13 protein-coding genes are annotated in these 15,504 nt (G+C 42.7%); 8 read left to right on the top strand and 5 right to left on the bottom strand.

The genetic code is table 11. The features are described 5' to 3' along the window. The 3 genes from A5N85_RS02545 to A5N85_RS02535 all read left to right on the top strand — a co-directional run. Window positions 1–897: FAD-dependent monooxygenase (locus tag A5N85_RS02545; protein ID WP_072575832.1), on the top strand; the 897-nt coding region annotated here is incomplete at its 5' end. A 26-nt stretch (window positions 898–923) separates the two neighbouring features. Continuing rightward, window positions 924–2,138 carry a mechanosensitive ion channel family protein gene (locus A5N85_RS02540; RefSeq protein WP_084601555.1) on the top strand — a complete coding sequence of 405 codons (1,215 nt, stop codon included), beginning with the start codon at window positions 924–926 and terminating at the stop codon, window positions 2,136–2,138. Further along, window positions 2,135–3,076, top strand: coding sequence for a glycosyltransferase family 9 protein (locus A5N85_RS02535; RefSeq protein WP_072575831.1), 942 nt, complete (start codon window positions 2,135–2,137; stop codon window positions 3,074–3,076). Before A5N85_RS02540 ends, A5N85_RS02535 begins: the two co-directional genes overlap by 4 nt. 24 nt (window positions 3,077–3,100) lie before the next feature. On the opposite strand, the gene A5N85_RS02530 is transcribed toward A5N85_RS02535, so the two are convergent. Both A5N85_RS02530 and A5N85_RS02525 read right to left on the bottom strand, forming a co-directional pair. Further along, the gene (locus A5N85_RS02530) at window positions 3,101–4,903 is read right to left on the bottom strand and encodes a GmrSD restriction endonuclease domain-containing protein (protein WP_211268042.1); all 1,803 of its coding nucleotides are present in this window, start codon (window positions 4,901–4,903) and stop codon (window positions 3,101–3,103) included. A 79-nt stretch (window positions 4,904–4,982) separates the two neighbouring features. Then, complete coding sequence (locus A5N85_RS02525; protein ID WP_072575830.1) at window positions 4,983–7,253, bottom strand: Tex family protein; 2,271 nt, start codon at window positions 7,251–7,253, stop codon at window positions 4,983–4,985. A gap of 61 nt (window positions 7,254–7,314) precedes the next feature. On the opposite strand from A5N85_RS02525, the gene bioB reads away from it, so the two are divergent. The 5 genes from bioB to A5N85_RS02500 all read left to right on the top strand — a co-directional run bounded on the left by bioB (window position 7,315) and on the right by A5N85_RS02500 (window position 12,508). Next, window positions 7,315–8,322, top strand: a complete 1,008-nt coding sequence (gene bioB, locus A5N85_RS02520) for a biotin synthase BioB (protein WP_072575829.1) — start codon at window positions 7,315–7,317, stop codon at window positions 8,320–8,322. Window positions 8,323–8,374: 52 nt separating this feature from the next. Further along, the gene (gene cgtA, locus A5N85_RS02515; protein ID WP_072575828.1) at window positions 8,375–9,433 is read left to right on the top strand and encodes an Obg family GTPase CgtA; all 1,059 of its coding nucleotides are present in this window, start codon (window positions 8,375–8,377) and stop codon (window positions 9,431–9,433) included. A gap of 2 nt (window positions 9,434–9,435) precedes the next feature. Further along, the gene (gene proB / locus A5N85_RS02510) at window positions 9,436–10,554 is read left to right on the top strand and encodes a glutamate 5-kinase (RefSeq protein WP_072575827.1); all 1,119 of its coding nucleotides are present in this window, start codon (window positions 9,436–9,438) and stop codon (window positions 10,552–10,554) included. Window positions 10,555–10,888: 334 nt separating this feature from the next. Further along, window positions 10,889–11,224, top strand: coding sequence for a hypothetical protein (locus tag A5N85_RS02505; protein WP_072575826.1), 336 nt, complete (start codon window positions 10,889–10,891; stop codon window positions 11,222–11,224). A 123-nt stretch (window positions 11,225–11,347) separates the two neighbouring features. Beyond that, entirely contained in the window at window positions 11,348–12,508 is a 1,161-nt protein-coding gene (locus A5N85_RS02500) for an NnrS family protein (protein ID WP_072575825.1), read from the top strand. On the opposite strand, the gene A5N85_RS02495 is transcribed toward A5N85_RS02500, so the two are convergent. From A5N85_RS02495 to A5N85_RS02485, 3 genes are all read right to left on the bottom strand, one after another. Beyond that, window positions 12,505–13,632, bottom strand: coding sequence for an aminotransferase class I/II-fold pyridoxal phosphate-dependent enzyme (locus A5N85_RS02495; protein WP_084601553.1), 1,128 nt, complete (start codon window positions 13,630–13,632; stop codon window positions 12,505–12,507). The genes A5N85_RS02500 and A5N85_RS02495 overlap by 4 nt on opposite strands. Further along, window positions 13,629–14,903, bottom strand: coding sequence for an adenosylmethionine--8-amino-7-oxononanoate transaminase (gene bioA, locus A5N85_RS02490; RefSeq protein WP_072575824.1), 1,275 nt, complete (start codon window positions 14,901–14,903; stop codon window positions 13,629–13,631). The genes A5N85_RS02495 and bioA overlap by 4 nt, the downstream gene beginning before the upstream one ends. A gap of 85 nt (window positions 14,904–14,988) precedes the next feature. After that, a partial coding sequence (locus A5N85_RS02485; RefSeq protein WP_143143156.1) for an IS630 family transposase occupies window positions 14,989–15,504 on the bottom strand: 516 nt, incomplete at its 5' end.

Raw genomic sequence — 15,504 nt, 5'->3', positions numbered from 1 at the left:
CAACACGATAGCAAACGACGTCCGATTGATACGCTAGGCTATTTGGTTTCTAATCATCTCATCCGAAAAGCGGCTTACGATGCGGCCCAAACGCAAAATAATATTCGTTGGTTATTGGGACATAAAGTGGTTTCAGCAACCAGTAATCATCAAAAAGCCAGTGTAACTTTAGACAATGGTGAAACATTAACTGCTTCTTTATTAGTGGCTGCGGATAGCCGTTTATCCTTTGTTCGCCGACAAATGGGCATTGTATGCGAAATGCACGATTTTGGTCGCACCGTTTTGGTTTTCCGACTTGAGCATGAAATCAGCAATGACCATACGGCTTTTGAATGTTTTTTCTATGGCAGTACCCTGGCGCTTTTACCGCTGACAGACTATATGACCAATTGTGTCATCACTATTGATACACGGAAACTCCATACACTGACCAAGCTTAGTCCAGAAGGACTTGCTGAATATGTAGAAAAACAGGTTAATCATCGTTTTGGAAAAATGACATTGGTGAGCGAAGTATGCGATTATCCGTTGATGGGAACACATGCTAGACAATTTTACGCGAATCGTTGTGCTTTAATTGGTGATGCTGCTTGCGGCATGCATCCAGTGACTGCACATGGTTTTAACTTAGGACTAAAAAGCCAAGATATCTTGGCGCGTTTAATTATGCGTCAGGCAGGGCAGGGGAAAGATATTGGCGCTAGTAGCTTATTAGTAGAATATAGCCGTAAACATCGCAAAAATACTTTACCGCTATATTTAGGCACAAATATAATCGTCGGCTTGTTCACGCGCGAAAGTGCACCCGCAAAATTTTTACGCGATAGTGTGCTGCGCATTAGTAATCGCTTACCTCCCTTAAAAACTTTAATTACTCGTCAACTGACAGGTTAACCCCAATTTTGGAGACATAATTATCCATGAGTGAAACATCAGCATCGGCGACGCCCGACTTCGTCGGGCCGCCGGTTCCTCCCGATTTACCCAATACAAACGATATCGCTATTATTCCTGAACAAATAGATCTAACGGACGCACATCAAGTTTTAGGGATAGATGCGCTACAGGGCATTTGGCAAGAAAACGTTGCCCCTTTTTTAGATAAATTTGATAACTATCTCCCTTTCTTTATTGCTGCTGCTGTCTTAGTGGTGGTTTATACGCTCTTTTTTTGGGGGCTAAAAAAACTGATTGATAAAATTATCAATCGATTATTTTCTGCTTCTGATAAGCAAAAGCGTTGGCGTAGCTATAGCCATATTTTTTTACGGTTGACCAATTTGATGGTCTGTGCAGTAACAGTATTTGCACTGATGCCATTTGCGCAAAACTATACGGGGGCTATTTTCCGAGTATATGCGCTATCTGTATTTATTGCGCTGTTATGGAATTTATCACGACATCTGATTAAATCCCTCAGCCGTAAGAAAAACTTAGATGAAAGCATTACCTTATTGCTAAATAACGTTTCTAATATCGTGTTAATTCTTATCGGGGTATATCTTGCCTTTAGACAATTTGGCGTCAACTTACTGCCTATTTTAGGCGGTTTAGGGGTTCTCGGTTTAGCGGTTGGTTTCGCAGCACAAGACATCTTAGCGAATTTTATTAGCGGTATTACCTTATTGATTGATCGTCCTTTTGCGATTGGCGATTGGATACGCGCGGATAGCTATGAAGGGCGCGTGAAAGGGTTAACCTTACGTACCACGCGGATTCGCACCCGCAATAACGAACATGTTTCCATTCCGAATAAAGACTTAGCCGGTTCAACCGTTATTAACCTCACTCGAGGGGGACCTTTGCGCATAGATGCGCCCATTGGTGTGGCATATAAAACAGATATTGACCAAGCGCGCGCCGTATTGATGCAAGTCGTCGAACAATTTGAAGAAATTATCACTCGTCCGGCACCAGTTATTGCGGTTGAATCGTTAGGCGATAGTTCTGTAAATCTACTCATTCGCTTTTGGATAGATGCAGAAGAAATTGCGCAATATCCGGCATTGCGTATGCGCTTATTAGAAGCAGCGAAAAAAGCGCTTGATAAAGCCGGGATTGAAATACCGTTCCCGCATTTGCAACTTCATATCGATGGCGCAAAAGCCTTACGACCTTGGCAGCCTCAACCATGACTACCAGCAAGCAATTTACTCTTATTCGATTGCCTAACTGGTTAGGCGATATCGTTATGGCATTGCCTGTTATTGGTGGCATTGCCAAACAAAAACCATCAATCACCTTACTGGGCAATGCGAGCTTTGCGCCGTTGCTTAACTACTTCTATCCAGAATTGCCGTATCAAGCCCTACCAAAAAAAGGCTTCACTTACTATCCCAAATGCCTAGCTTTACGCCAACCTTATTCACAAGCCATCTTATTTGCCAATTCACAACGCAGCGATATCGAAGCGTTGCTAATGGGGGCTAAAAAGCGCTACGGCATTGCTTGGGCGCAGCGTCCGAGAAAAAGCTTAACCCATCGCTATTTGATTAAACATCCTGAACAAGATGGACAACGCCATCAAACCCAATTATGGGCAGACTTTACCGCACACTTTCATCTTCAGCAGCAGATTAGTTATCAGCCGTTCCACCAACAGAACGATAAAGACAATAGCATTATCTTAATTTGCGGTTCAGAAAATAGCCCAGAAAAACGTTGGCCAATCTCGCATTGGCGCACGCTTATCAATGCCTTATTAGAAAATAGCTCAGTAACTCTTTTGCTCACGGGTACTAAAAACGACCAAGAAATCACCCATACCATTGCCAATGGCTATCCCAAACAGCGTGTACAAAACCTTGCTGGACAAACCAGCTTTAGCGACTACCTTACCTATTTATCACGAGCGCAACTCGTTATTGGTAACGATACTGGTGGACTACATCTCGCCAATGCATTAGGCACGCCCGTTATCGGACTTTATGGGCCAACCAACCCCCAACGAACCCGCCCAATATTTGCGAGTTCTGTCGCCGTTCTACAACCACCTAACTGTCCCGCTAACGGAGGTGCAGAAATTGCACAGCTAATGCCGGAAAGTGTATTAAGTGCGGTGCAGTCTGTATAATAAAAATCTATAAATAGATTTTTATTAATTATTAGTGAGTTCAAATCCACCTACTCTTTTTGTATCAATGATTTCAAAATTTATCCCTTCCAATTTTATTTTTAGAGTTTCTAAAACAAGATTTACTCTATTTTCTATAAATTGATCTAAAGCATTATCTGGTAATACTCCTAATCTTGCCCATTCTAATATTTCATTAGAAAGTAAATGCGAAGAAAGAATTTTTTCAAACTGTGGTTTATCATAGTCTTTCAAATACTCAATTGGATTTTTATTTGTAATATTAAGATTAGTTATTTGGGTTAAGTAGGCGATATTCATTAAACTATCATTTGTAATTTTATTATTGTATTGATTTTTTAATACATATTCTGAATTTGTTGGAAAAATATGATGTAAATTCGGTTTATCAGTAGAGAAAAAAAGATTATGGGCAAGTACTTCTCTATCACAATGTTCCCAGTCTTTAGACTGAGCATTCGAATATAATGCTAAGATAGCGCGACTTATTCTGCCTTTAGAGCTATAAGTTGCTGTACGAATTGTTTGCTTATCTATTAAAAATCTCTCAAAAATTATAGATTCTTTTATTTTATCTCTATTTAGAAAGGCTATATGTTGGTTTAAATACGTTGTATTGCTTAATAAATCATCATTATGAAAGCTGTAAAACCAAAAATACTTTTTCAAAAAATTATAATTTGGTGAGTTGTTTTTATAGAAGTAAGCTGTAATGGTAAAATAAAAATAACGGAAAGGAATTAGGTAAGGCGTTTTGATATGCAAGTGATTTTCAAAAAAATCAAAAGTTTTAAGAATAGCTTTTTTGGTTTCTTCCCAAACTTCTAAAATATATTCTGTCTTTATCTCATTAAGATATGTATCTGTAATATTTTTAACACCGCTATCTTTTATATTTTCTTTAATAATAGTTGCCAGAATCTGAAGATAATCAAGATCACCAATCTTTAAAAATTCACTATTATTATACTCTCTAAAATTATCTATTAATTCACGGAGATAAAAACCATTATCATTTTTTTCTGTATTTTCTGGTTTAAATGTCTTAGCAACGACAATATCGAATATATTTAAAGGTTTTCCTGCTTGATTGATTCTTTCAAATATTTGACAGACTTCAGGAACTTTAATTCCTTTAATTTCAATAAATGAAATTCGATAATTGTCTAAAACCCCTTTTATTTTTGATAATTCTGACAATATTGGATGATTAAAATCATTATTAACAATATCACTATTAAAGACTCTTTTTTGAATATCAGTATAATTATTTTTAATATCAATTAACTTTACAATTAATCCCTCGTTAAACTTTTTTTTCTTTCCTCTATTTTGTCTGATTTCTCCATTACGATCATCAATTTCTGACCAAAATAAAAAACGATTCTTATAACTCTCATCATCTGTTTCATTCTTAATCGGAATAGTGAGATCAACGTACAGCGTGGGATCAAAATTAGATAATTTTTCGATTTTTCTACCATATAAGGAAGTTAATAAAGATGTTGTTCTTTGTTGTCCATCAAGAATATATTGATACTCTGCCCTAGTAAAGTTGATATCTGTTATTTCACGACCACCAATTGTACGATGATTACTCAGTTTTACATTTGTTTTCCAAATTAAAATGCTTCCTAAAGGGTAAAATTTGTATATGCTATCCCAAAGTTTTTTAACATTTTCTTGACTCCAAACAATATCTCGCTGAAATGTCGGAATTTGATAATTTTTTGCTATTAATTCATCAAGGTAAGTTGTTAGCCCTTTGTTATTTGGGAAAATTCTGTCTGTGTAATTTATGCTCATAATTTTGCACTCCTGAATTGAAGAAAATATTCTATTAAGTCACTGGATATACTAGTTTAGCAATTGTGAATGTTTCATATTATCTTTTTAATCGCTTAAATGCCTCTGCCATCGCGGTATTGCCTGTGTTTTTTTCTGCTTTGCCGTGTGTAGATTTCGGGCGTGGGGTGGAGCGGTTATCCGCTTTATTTTTTCCGCTTTCTTCAAGACGCATGGTGAGCGCAATGCGGTTGCGTTTTTCATCGATTTCTAGCACTTTGACTTTCACAATATCACCGGCTTTAACGATTTCTCTCGGGTCAGCAACGTAGCGGTCCGCAAGAGCGGAGATATGCACTAAGCCATCTTGATGAACGCCAATATCCACGAATGCGCCGAAGTTTGCCACGTTACTGACTACGCCTTCTAATACCATGCCGACTTCTAAATCGCTAATTTCATTGATGCCTTCGGCAAAGGTAGCAGTTTGAAATTCGCCGCGCGGGTCGCGTCCTGGTTTTTCTAGTTCGGCGAGAATATCGCGAATGGTGGGCAAACCAAATTGTTCAGTGATGTAATCGCGCGCGTTAATTTCCGCGATTTTGGCACGATTGCCGATGAGTTCCGCAGCACTCATTTTCAGGTTTTTCAATATATTATCGACGACGCAATAGGCTTCAGGATGTACGGCGCTGGCGTCTAAAGGTTCTTTTCCGCCATGAATGCGCAAAAAGCCAGCGGCTTGTTCGTAGGTTTTCGCGCCCAGTCGCGGCACTTTTAATAAAGTTTTTCGGCTGTCGAATGCGCCGTTTTCATCTCGATAGGCGATGATGTTTTGCGCCAGCGTTTGATTGAGCCCTGAAATGCGCGCAAGCAATGGCGCAGAAGCGGTATTCACGTCCACGCCAACGGCATTCACGCAATCTTCCACCACCGCATCTAAACTTTTAGCGAGTTGGCTTTGGTTAACGTCATGTTGATATTGCCCAACGCCAATGGATTTCGGGTCGATTTTTACCAGTTCGGCGAGCGGGTCTTGCAAACGGCGGGCAATGGAAACCGCCCCGCGCAGGGAAACATCTAAGTCCGGAAATTCACGCGCCGCGAGTTCGGAGGCGGAATACACGGATGCGCCCGCCTCACTAATTACGAGTTTATGCAACCCCATTTCAGGCAGCGCGCGAATGAGTTCGCCAGCGAGTTTATCGGTTTCACGGCTGGCGGTGCCGTTGCCGATGGCGATGAGTTTCACCGCGTGTTGTTTGATTTTGGCGGCAAGGGTAGCGAGCATTTCGCGTTCGTGGTGCAAATAGACGATGACGGTGTCTAAGAGTTTACCTATGTCATCAACAATCGCGCATTTCACGCCGTTGCGATAACCAGGGTCGAGTCCGAGCGTGGTTAAACGGCCAGCAGGCGCGGCAAGTAACAGGTCTTTGAGGTTACGCGCAAACACGGTGATGGCATCGTTATCCGCCTGTTCTTTCAGGCGGTTGAGGGCTTCTAATTCTAGCGAGAGAAAGATTTTTGCCCGCCATGCAAGACGCACGGTATCGTTGAGCCATTTATGCGCGGGAGAGATGGCAAAGTGTTCGGCGATGCGTTGTTCGTAAGCACTCTGCTGCGTGGACGGAATGTCGTCCGCCTGATATTTCAGCGCGATTTGTAAGATGCCTTCGTTGCGTCCGCGTAAAACTGCAAGCGCACGGTGGCTAGGCATATTGCGGATGGCTTCGCGGTGGTCAAAGTAGTCTTTGTATTTTTCGCCTTCTGTTGCTTTTCCCTCAATCACTTGCGCGTGAATTTCTCCTTCTTGCCAGAGTTGGTCGCGCAGTTGCCCGATGAGGGTGGCATCTTCGCCGAATTGTTCAATAAGAATGGCGCGCGCACCGTCAAGCGCTGCTTTCGTGTCAGCAACATCATCGTTGAGATATTGCGCAGCGAGCGTTTCAATGTCTTGTGGTTGTTCGCTGAGTAAGGTATCGGCAAGCGGTTGTAAACCGTGTTCGCGGGCGATTTGCGCTTTGGTGTGACGCTTAGGTCTATAAGGTAAGTAAAGGTCTTCTAACACGGTTTTGTTATCGGCAGCGATAATGGCGGCTTCGAGTTCGGGAGTGAGTTTCTCTTGCTCGGCAATGTTTTTGAGTATCACCGCACGACGCTCTTCAAGTTCGCGTAAATAGGTGAGGCGGGTTTCTAGTAACCGCAGTTGGCTGTCATCTAATCCACCGGTCGCTTCTTTTCGATAGCGCGCGATAAATGGCACAGTTGCGCCTTCATCGAGTAAGGTAACCGCGGCAATGATGTTTTTTTCTTGGGTATTGAGTTCTTGGGCGAGTAATTGAGGAATAGTTAAAGCTATATTTGTCATCTGATAAATTTGTGTGCCAGTAAAAAGGCGGTATTATACGGGCTTTTATTGGTGGGGCTGTATGATGACACGTTGGACTTTGGCGCAAGCGCGCGAAATACATGATCAACCGTTTATGGATTTGCTTTTTCAAGCACAACAGGTGCATCGCGCCCATCATGATCCCAATCAGGTGCAGGTTAGTACGTTGTTATCAATTAAAACGGGCGCTTGTCCAGAGGATTGTAAGTATTGTCCGCAGAGCGCTCGCTATCAAACAGGGGTTCAGCGCGAAGCTTTGTTGCCTTTAGAGGAGATTTTGCAAGCAGCTAGGAATGCGAAAGCGCAAGGGGCGCAGCGATTTTGTATGGGCGCTGCTTGGCGCGACCCTAAGCCACATCAGATGCCATATTTAACGGAAGTGATTAAGCAGGTAAAGGCTTTAGGGTTAGAAACGTGTATGACGCTTGGGATGTTAGATGCAGAAAAGGCGCAATCGTTGGCAGATGCTGGGCTAGATTATTACAATCATAATTTGGATACATCACGCGAGTATTATCAAGAGATTATTACGACGCGCACGTATGATGATCGCTTAGAAACGTTAGAGAATGTCCGTAAGGCAGGAATGAAGATTTGTTCGGGCGGTATTATGGGGATGGGCGAGGCTGAGGCAGATCGGTTGTCGATGTTGGTCACGCTTGCGAATTTACCAAAGCCGCCAGAAAGTGTTCCTATCAATCAGTTGGTTAGAGTAAAGGGAACGCCATTGGCGCATGCTGAGGATGTCGATGCTTTTGATTTTATCCGCGTGATTGCAACGGCTAGGATTTTAATGCCAACATCAGCCGTGCGGATTGCTGCTGGGCGTGAGTTTATGAATGAGCAAACGCAGGCGCTTTGTTTTATGGCGGGGGCAAATTCGGTGTTTTTTGGCTGTAAGCTGTTAACGGCGAAGAATGCAGATGAGGCGGGAGATGTGGCGCTTTTTGGTAAGCTTGGCATTAACGCGGAATGGGTGGCGGCGCAACGTGCGTTGCAAGAAAGTTTAGCGCAAGCAACGGCGATGGGTGTGTATCAGCCAGCTTAGTGAAAGATATATGTGGCATCAATTGATTGGTGGTATTTAGTGAGGAAGGGTTATGAAGTTTGTAGATGAAGCGCTGATTTTTGTAAAGGCTGGAAAGGGCGGCAATGGTGTTGTTAGTTTTCGTCGTGAAAAGTATGTGGAGTTTGGTGGTCCCGATGGTGGCGATGGTGGTGATGGCGGTAGTGTATATTTACGTGGGAATGATGGCGCGAATACGTTAGCGGATTTCCGGTTTACTCGTCGTTTTGAAGCGGAAAATGGTCAACCAGGCGAAGGGCGCAATAAGCGCGGAAAAAGTGGCGAGGATTTGTATATTGATGTTCCCATTGGAACACAGGTATTTGTAGAAGAAACGGGCGAGTTGATTGGCGATATTACCGAAGATGGACAGACGCTTTTGGTGGCACGCGGTGGTTTTCATGGTTTAGGAAATACGCGTTATAAGAGTTCGGTTAATCGCGCGCCTCGTCAATCTAAGCCGGGTACAGAAGGTGAGGAACGAGAGCTACGCTTGGAATTAAAGTTGTTGGCAGATGTAGGTTTGTTGGGAATGCCGAATGCCGGTAAGTCAACGCTAATTTCTCAGGTATCGGCAGCAAAGCCTAAAGTGGCGGATTATCCTTTTACGACGATTCATCCAAATTTAGGGGTAGTGCGGGTTGGATTTTTGCAAAGTTTTGTAATGGCAGATATTCCAGGTTTAATTGAAGGGGCTGCTGAGGGCGCAGGTTTAGGACATCAGTTTTTAAAGCATTTGTCGCGTAATCGTTTGTTGTTGCATTTGTTAGATTGTTCGCCAATGAGCGATTCTCAAGACCCCGTTCGAGATTTTGAGCAGGTAAGCGCAGAGTTGGTGAAATATGATGACGTTTTTGCGGAAATTCCGCGTTGGCTGGTATTAAATAAAATGGATACGTTATCACCAGAGGAACAGGTGGCACGTCAGGAAGAGATTGTGCAAGCGATTGGTTGGGAAGGTCCTGTTTATCGAATTTCTGCAGCGACAGGCGAAGGAACTGCGCGGTTATGTGAAGATATTATGCAAGCTTTGGAGCAAATGAAATCTGATGAGGCATTTATGCAGGTTTCAGAAAGAACTGAAGAGGAGTAGTCATGCAATCGCGTAGCGAATTATGCGGGGTTGAGCGTTGGGTAATTAAAATTGGTAGCGCGATGATTACCCATCATGGTGAGGGCTTAGATGTTACAGCTTTGAGCGACTGGGCTAAGCAAATTGCTAAACTTCAGCAAATGGGGAAGCAATGTGTATTGGTCAGCTCTGGCGCGATTGCTGTAGGGTTAAGAGTCTTAGGTTGGAAAAAGCGTCCCACTGCATTGGCGGATTTGCAAACTGCTGCCGCGGTGGGACAAATGCAGTTGGCTAAGGCGTGGCAGGAGGCTTTTGCGCAATATGATGTGCAGGTTGCACAGGTGTTGCTCACGCATGATGATGCCGCTGACCGTAAGCGTTATTTGAACGCGCGTTCAACACTGCAAGCGATGTGTGGGCATGGCATTGTTCCCGTTATCAATGAGAATGATACGGTCGCTTTTGATGAAATTCGCTTTGGCGATAATGATAATTTAGGCGCAATGGTGGCAAATATTACCGCCGCAGGTGGCTATATTATTTTGACAGACCAACAAGGGATGTATGACAAAAATCCCAGAGAGTTTGCTGATGCGCAGTTTCTTTCGCAGGTATCGGTAAACGACCCAAGATTACCGCAGATGGCAGGTAAGGTTGGCGGGATTTTGGGCAGCGGTGGTATGTATACCAAAGTGTTAGCCGCGCGGAAAGCCGCACGCTCAGGAACGCAAACGTTATTGGCTTATGGTTATAAAGCGGATGTGATTACGCGTTTAGCGGCAGGAGAAGCGGTTGGAACATGGTTTATTGCTCCTGATGATCCGCAACACGCGCGTAAGCAGTGGTTAGGCGGACAGCTACAGGTACAAGGAACATTGTGGCTAGATGAAGGTGCGGTCACGGCTTTATGTGAACGAGGAAAAAGTTTATTGCCAGTGGGTGTTTCCAAAGTAGAGGGAGAATTTGCACGCGGGGCTTTGGTGTCGTGTAAAAGCTTATCAGGAGAGGAATTGGCGCGCGGTCTAGTGAATTATGACGCCGATGATTGCCGTATTTTAGCGGGTAAGCATAGCGATGAAGTCGCGCGGTTGCTCATTCATGGGGAAACGCTGATTCATCGTGATAATTTGGTTTTGGTGTGAGAGCAAATCCGCTGTCAGCTGAAGCTCTCGTAAGTTGCTTCACTATCCGCACCGTTGGGAAAAGCAATATCCTCATCTCGCACTTTGTCGTTAATCCTGTTCTTATGCCGTTAAATTAGCTACAAAAAATAGAATATTCTATAAATTTCACCTAGTGCTTTTTGCAAAATTCTCAGATTATTAGTCAAAGGCTAAATCCTGTTTGGATAAGATTAAAAAATATATTGTTATAAGAAAAGTAGATGATATTTGAAGAGTTAGAAAAAAGTAAAAAAATATTATTCTATAGCCATAGAGAAAAGTAAGAATAGGATGTGCAGATAAGGGATATCTAATGAAGAAAATACTGACAGTTATTCTAATTATCGGATTACTGCAAGGATATGTATTTTATTTAGGATATCTAAAAGAAAAAGAGTTATTAAAACTAGCTACCTCCTTTGAAAAATTGTGTGTGGATAATGGTTTTTGTCCTTCTCAACCAGTCGGTTGGAGTTGTTATGCTGATAACTACTGTTACGATAAAAATAGTCAGTATTCAGAAATTATTTATAAAACAAAAAATTTACAACAACATTTCGAGCTAACTTGGAAAATTGCTACAGGTATGACGCTTGTAGCGACTGGAGGCGTCAAAGAAAAAATTGTCGTTAGAAAACAATTTGACTAGAGTCTGTATAGAAAGTTCTGCTTTAGATGATTTGACTATAGTAGGGTGGGCTGCTTGCGCTAGGTCAAGTAAGGAGCATATGTTTTTTGTTAGTTTATGCGTTTTTAATGAAAGGATAATGGGATGAGGTCGCCGATTTTTTTTCTTGGTTTCCGTATTTTTTTCGCAAGTAGTGCGCTATATGGCGCGATTGCGATGATGATATGGCTTGCATTATATGATTTTGGATTGCCCATTCCGTTGGGAGATTTGCCTTCTATTTATTGGCATGGGCATGAGATGGTGTTTGGCTATGCAATGGCAGCAGTTGCGGGGTTTTTATTAACTGCTGTGGGGAATTGGACGGGGCAAGCCATGCCTAGTGGGCGTTCTCTGTTCCTGATTTGGTTGCCTTGGATTTTGGCGCGTTTGATTTTTGTAGTTGCACCTTCTCTTTATCGTATTGGCATAGGTTTGGATTTTATTTTTATGGGATTGCTATTTTATGCCATTGCAAAGCCTATTATCGCGATTAAGCAATGGCGACAAATGGGGATTCTTTCAAAAATTGTACTGATGATGCTAGCAAATGCTTTCTGCTTGGCAGGGGCTTTAGGGTGGTTTTCTGGTTGGCATTATGGACTATATTTAGGTGTGTTTAGCATCATTGGTTTGTTATTAACGATAGGCAGACGCGTAACGCCATTTTTTATTTCTCGTGGTGTGGGATATCCTTTTGAACCAAAAAATAGCACACTTGTTGATCGTTTATGTTTGGTTGGATTCGTTGCTTTTGTTTTAATTCAATTGTTTACGCCGTGGGAGCAGTTGGCAGCAGGTTTGGCGCTAGTTACTGCTGTGTGTCATGCTTGGCGATTGGTAGGATGGTACACGCCTGGCGTTTGGAAAAAGCCTTTGCTCTGGAGTATGTTGTTTTCACTTTGGTTCATTGTTTTAGGTTTATTTTTATATTTCTTGAGGATTTTTTGGAGCTTCCCTGCATCTTGGGCAATGCACGCAATGGCAGTTGGTGGAATTGGTATCATGATTTTATCAATGATGGCGAGAGTGAGTTTAGGACATACGGGACGAAATATTCATATGCCGCCTAAGGTAGTTCCGGCATTATTGGTGTGCGTGAGTTTGTCGGCGGTTTTTAGAGTGGTGTTTCCTTTGTTCTTTCCTAGTGTCTACTTGTGGTGGATAGCGATTGCGCAAGTGTTATGGATTGTTGCGTTCCTTTTATTGGCAATCGCTTATTTACCGTATTGGTGTACGCCTCGGGTGGATGGAAAAGCTGGCTAAAGAGAATGCTGTAAGTGTTCAGCAAGATAGTCTAAATCTTGGGTAGTATGTGTAGCGCTTAGGCTAATGCGTAATTGTGCTTGTTTTGGCGCAACGGTTGGAGGACGAATCGCCGCGACGCTAATCCCAGCTTGATGGAGAAATTGTGTTAGCTGAAGCGTGCGCGCATTATCGCCAATGAGATACGGCAGAATTGGGCTGAGGTTTTCTTCAGTGGTAGGAATGTTTAATAAGGCTTGAAGGTAGCGAATATTGGTAAATAATTGATGACGCTGAGCATCATATTGTGGCAAATGCTCAATTTGATGATGCAACCAAGCAATGTTGATAGGCGGTTGATTGCTAGAATAGATGAGCGGACGTGCATGGTTAACAAGATGGTCTTTGAGAATTTCAGGAACCAGCACGATTGCACCAATCGCAGCTAAGGCCTTAGCGCATGGCGCAACCCATATATCAATTTCGTTTTGAAGATGATAAGCATTGGCTAGCCCTAATCCGTGTTGACCATATAAGCCAACGCTATGGGCTTCATCAATGTAGAGTAAAGTTTGATACGTAGATTTTAGTTTAACCAGTTGCTGGAGGTTGCTTAGGCTGCCGTCCATGCTGAATAGGGCTTCGCTGACGATGATGGTTTGTCGGTAGTTTGCGCGATGTTTTATCAATAATTGTTCGAGTGCTTCTAAATTTTGATGCGGGTAACGGATGAGTGTAGCTTGGCTTAGGCGCGCGCCGTCAATCAGGCTGGCGTGAATATGTTTGTCCGCCAAAATCAAATCTTGTTTCTCTAATAGGGCGGGTAAGATGGCGAGGTTGGCATGGTAGCCGCTGTTCATGTAGAGCGCTGGGCGCTGATAGTGTTGTTCTAATAGGTTTTCGAGTTGATGCGCGATTGTGGCGCTGCCACCTAATAGTCGAGAACCGCTGCTGCTTGCTCGGATGGCGGTTTGGGATTGTTGGCGTAAAAATTCTTGATAAAGCTCGGTGTTGGCGGCTAAGCCTAAGTAGTCGTTGGAGGTAAAGTCTTTGCCTATTGGGGCGGGGCGTAAATAGCGTTGAGCGCTGTTATTTAGGCGCTGTTGTTGTGCGTGGTAATAGGGTTGATATAAGGGGTTTTTCATTGGTGGTAGTTGTCTAAGGTGTTAATGAGGGCAGTGGTAAGTTGGGTGAGTTCTTTATCGGAAATGATATACGGTGGCATGAGATAAGCCAGTTTGCCAAAGGGTCGTACCCAAATGCCTGCTTCCACAAACAGAGGGGTGATTTTTTCTAGCGTTAATGGTTGATGAAGTTCAATGACGCCAATTGCGCCCAATACGCGCGTTTGCGCAATGTAGGGACGTTCGAGTGGTAGAAAAGTCTGTTGGAAATGTTTTTCAATTCGCAAAACATTTTCTTGCCAATTTGTTGTTTCTAATAAATCCAAACTTGCACAAGCGGCAGCGCAGGCAAGCGCATTGCCCATGAAAGTTGGTCCGTGCATTAGCGCAGATGGATTTCCTTGTGAAATCGTTTCCGCTACCGCTTTGGTGGTTAATGTAGCGGCAAAACTTAACGTTCCTCCTGTTAACGCTTTACCAATACAAATAATATCAGGACGAATATTCGCCAAAGTATGTGCAAAATAACTTCCGGTACGTCCAAAACCCGTTGCAATCTCATCAATAATCAAAAGAATATGATGTTTTTTACAATAGTGTGAAAGTTGCGAAAGATATTCAGGATGATAAAACCACATTCCTCCAGCTCCTTGAACGATAGGCTCTAAAATAAAGGCAGCGAGATCGCTAGGTGGAGACATAAAAAATTGTTCCAACGCTTGAGTATCTTGTGCGTTTAATTGAGGCTCAGAATACGTAGTAGTTGGACGCGGTAAAAAATACTGTACTGCTAATTTTCCTTGATAGAGATGATGCATACCTGTTTCAGGGTCGCAAACACTCATTGGATGCCAGGTATCCCCATGATAACCCCCGCGAATGGTGGCAAATTTACAGCGCTGATGCTCGCCTCTGGCTTGCTGATATTGCAGCACCATTTTTAAAGCAACTTCTATCGATACAGAACCACTGTCGCTATAAAACATATGTGCCATCGTAGGCAGTCGTGCTAATAATTTTTCAGTAAGCGCAATAGCAGGCTGATGCGTTAATCCCCCAAACATCACATGGGAGAAATGGTTTAATTGTCGAGTAATAGCGGCATTAAGCGTTGGGTGATTATAGCCGTGAATGGCACACCACCAGCTAGACATTCCGTCGATTAGGGTTTTGCCGTTAGAAAGCGTTAGCGTTGCGCCTTGTGCGTGCGAAACGCAATAAGCAGCAAGCTCGGGATAGGGCGTTTGATAAGGATGCCAGATGTGATGATGATCAATTGGATGATGAAGCATGGTTTGAGAAAAAGGTTATTTTATCGTGTGTAGAGGGTGGCTTGTAGGCTTTATTTATTTGAGCTTAAGGTGTCATATAGTGCAATCATCTAAAACCCAACCCAATCCAAAGCAGATAAAAGAATAAAGTATCAATACAATCCATCCGCCATTCTTTGCGTATTTGCTTAATCCAAGCCCACATCTTTTCAATGGGATTTAAGTCTGGACTATAAGGGGGTAACCAAACTATCTCATGCCCATGCTCTTCAATGATTGCTTGAATATCACTGCGTTTATGAAAAGCGGCATTGTCCATGACAATTACACTGTTTTTAGGTAACTCAGGTAACAGTGCTTCTCTCACCCAATGAGAGAAAATATCGCTGTTAATAGAACCATCATATAAGCGTAAGGCAAACAATTCTCCATTGATAATGGCTCCAATCGCATTGCTCTGGTTCTTTAAATGCCAGTTATCACTTCCATGACAAACTTGTCCTTTTGTGCTGTAGCCATAAGGTCTATGATCAAAGGCTTTAAAACCACATTCATCAAGATAGACTATCGGTTTGTCTTGAGCGGTCTTATCTATATTTGTTCTTTGAAAGTGCTCTCTTTT

The organism is Suttonella ornithocola (assembly GCF_001889065.1).
GTDB classification, from domain to species: domain Bacteria; phylum Pseudomonadota; class Gammaproteobacteria; order Cardiobacteriales; family Cardiobacteriaceae; genus Suttonella_A; species Suttonella_A ornithocola.
The sequence above is the reverse complement of the archived record's forward strand: the minus strand, read 5'-3'. Positions and strand labels throughout refer to the sequence as shown.

Bases quoted from the DNA above. Each gene is read 5' to 3' on its own strand.
- A5N85_RS02540 (WP_084601555.1), top strand. From the start codon at position 924: ATGAGTGAAACATCAGCATCGGCGACGCCCGACTTCGTCGGGCCGCCG.
- A5N85_RS02535 (WP_072575831.1), top strand. From the start codon at position 2,135: ATGACTACCAGCAAGCAATTTACTCTTATTCGATTGCCTAACTGGTTA.
- A5N85_RS02530 (WP_211268042.1), bottom strand. From the start codon at position 4,903: ATGAGCATAAATTACACAGACAGAATTTTCCCAAATAACAAAGGGCTA.
- A5N85_RS02525 (WP_072575830.1), bottom strand. From the start codon at position 7,253: ATGACAAATATAGCTTTAACTATTCCTCAATTACTCGCCCAAGAACTC.
- bioB (WP_072575829.1), top strand. From the start codon at position 7,315: ATGATGACACGTTGGACTTTGGCGCAAGCGCGCGAAATACATGATCAA.
- cgtA (WP_072575828.1), top strand. From the start codon at position 8,375: ATGAAGTTTGTAGATGAAGCGCTGATTTTTGTAAAGGCTGGAAAGGGC.
- proB (WP_072575827.1), top strand. From the start codon at position 9,436: ATGCAATCGCGTAGCGAATTATGCGGGGTTGAGCGTTGGGTAATTAAA.
- A5N85_RS02505 (WP_072575826.1), top strand. From the start codon at position 10,889: ATGAAGAAAATACTGACAGTTATTCTAATTATCGGATTACTGCAAGGA.
- A5N85_RS02500 (WP_072575825.1), top strand. From the start codon at position 11,348: ATGAGGTCGCCGATTTTTTTTCTTGGTTTCCGTATTTTTTTCGCAAGT.
- A5N85_RS02495 (WP_084601553.1), bottom strand. From the start codon at position 13,632: ATGAAAAACCCCTTATATCAACCCTATTACCACGCACAACAACAGCGC.
- bioA (WP_072575824.1), bottom strand. From the start codon at position 14,903: ATGCTTCATCATCCAATTGATCATCATCACATCTGGCATCCTTATCAA.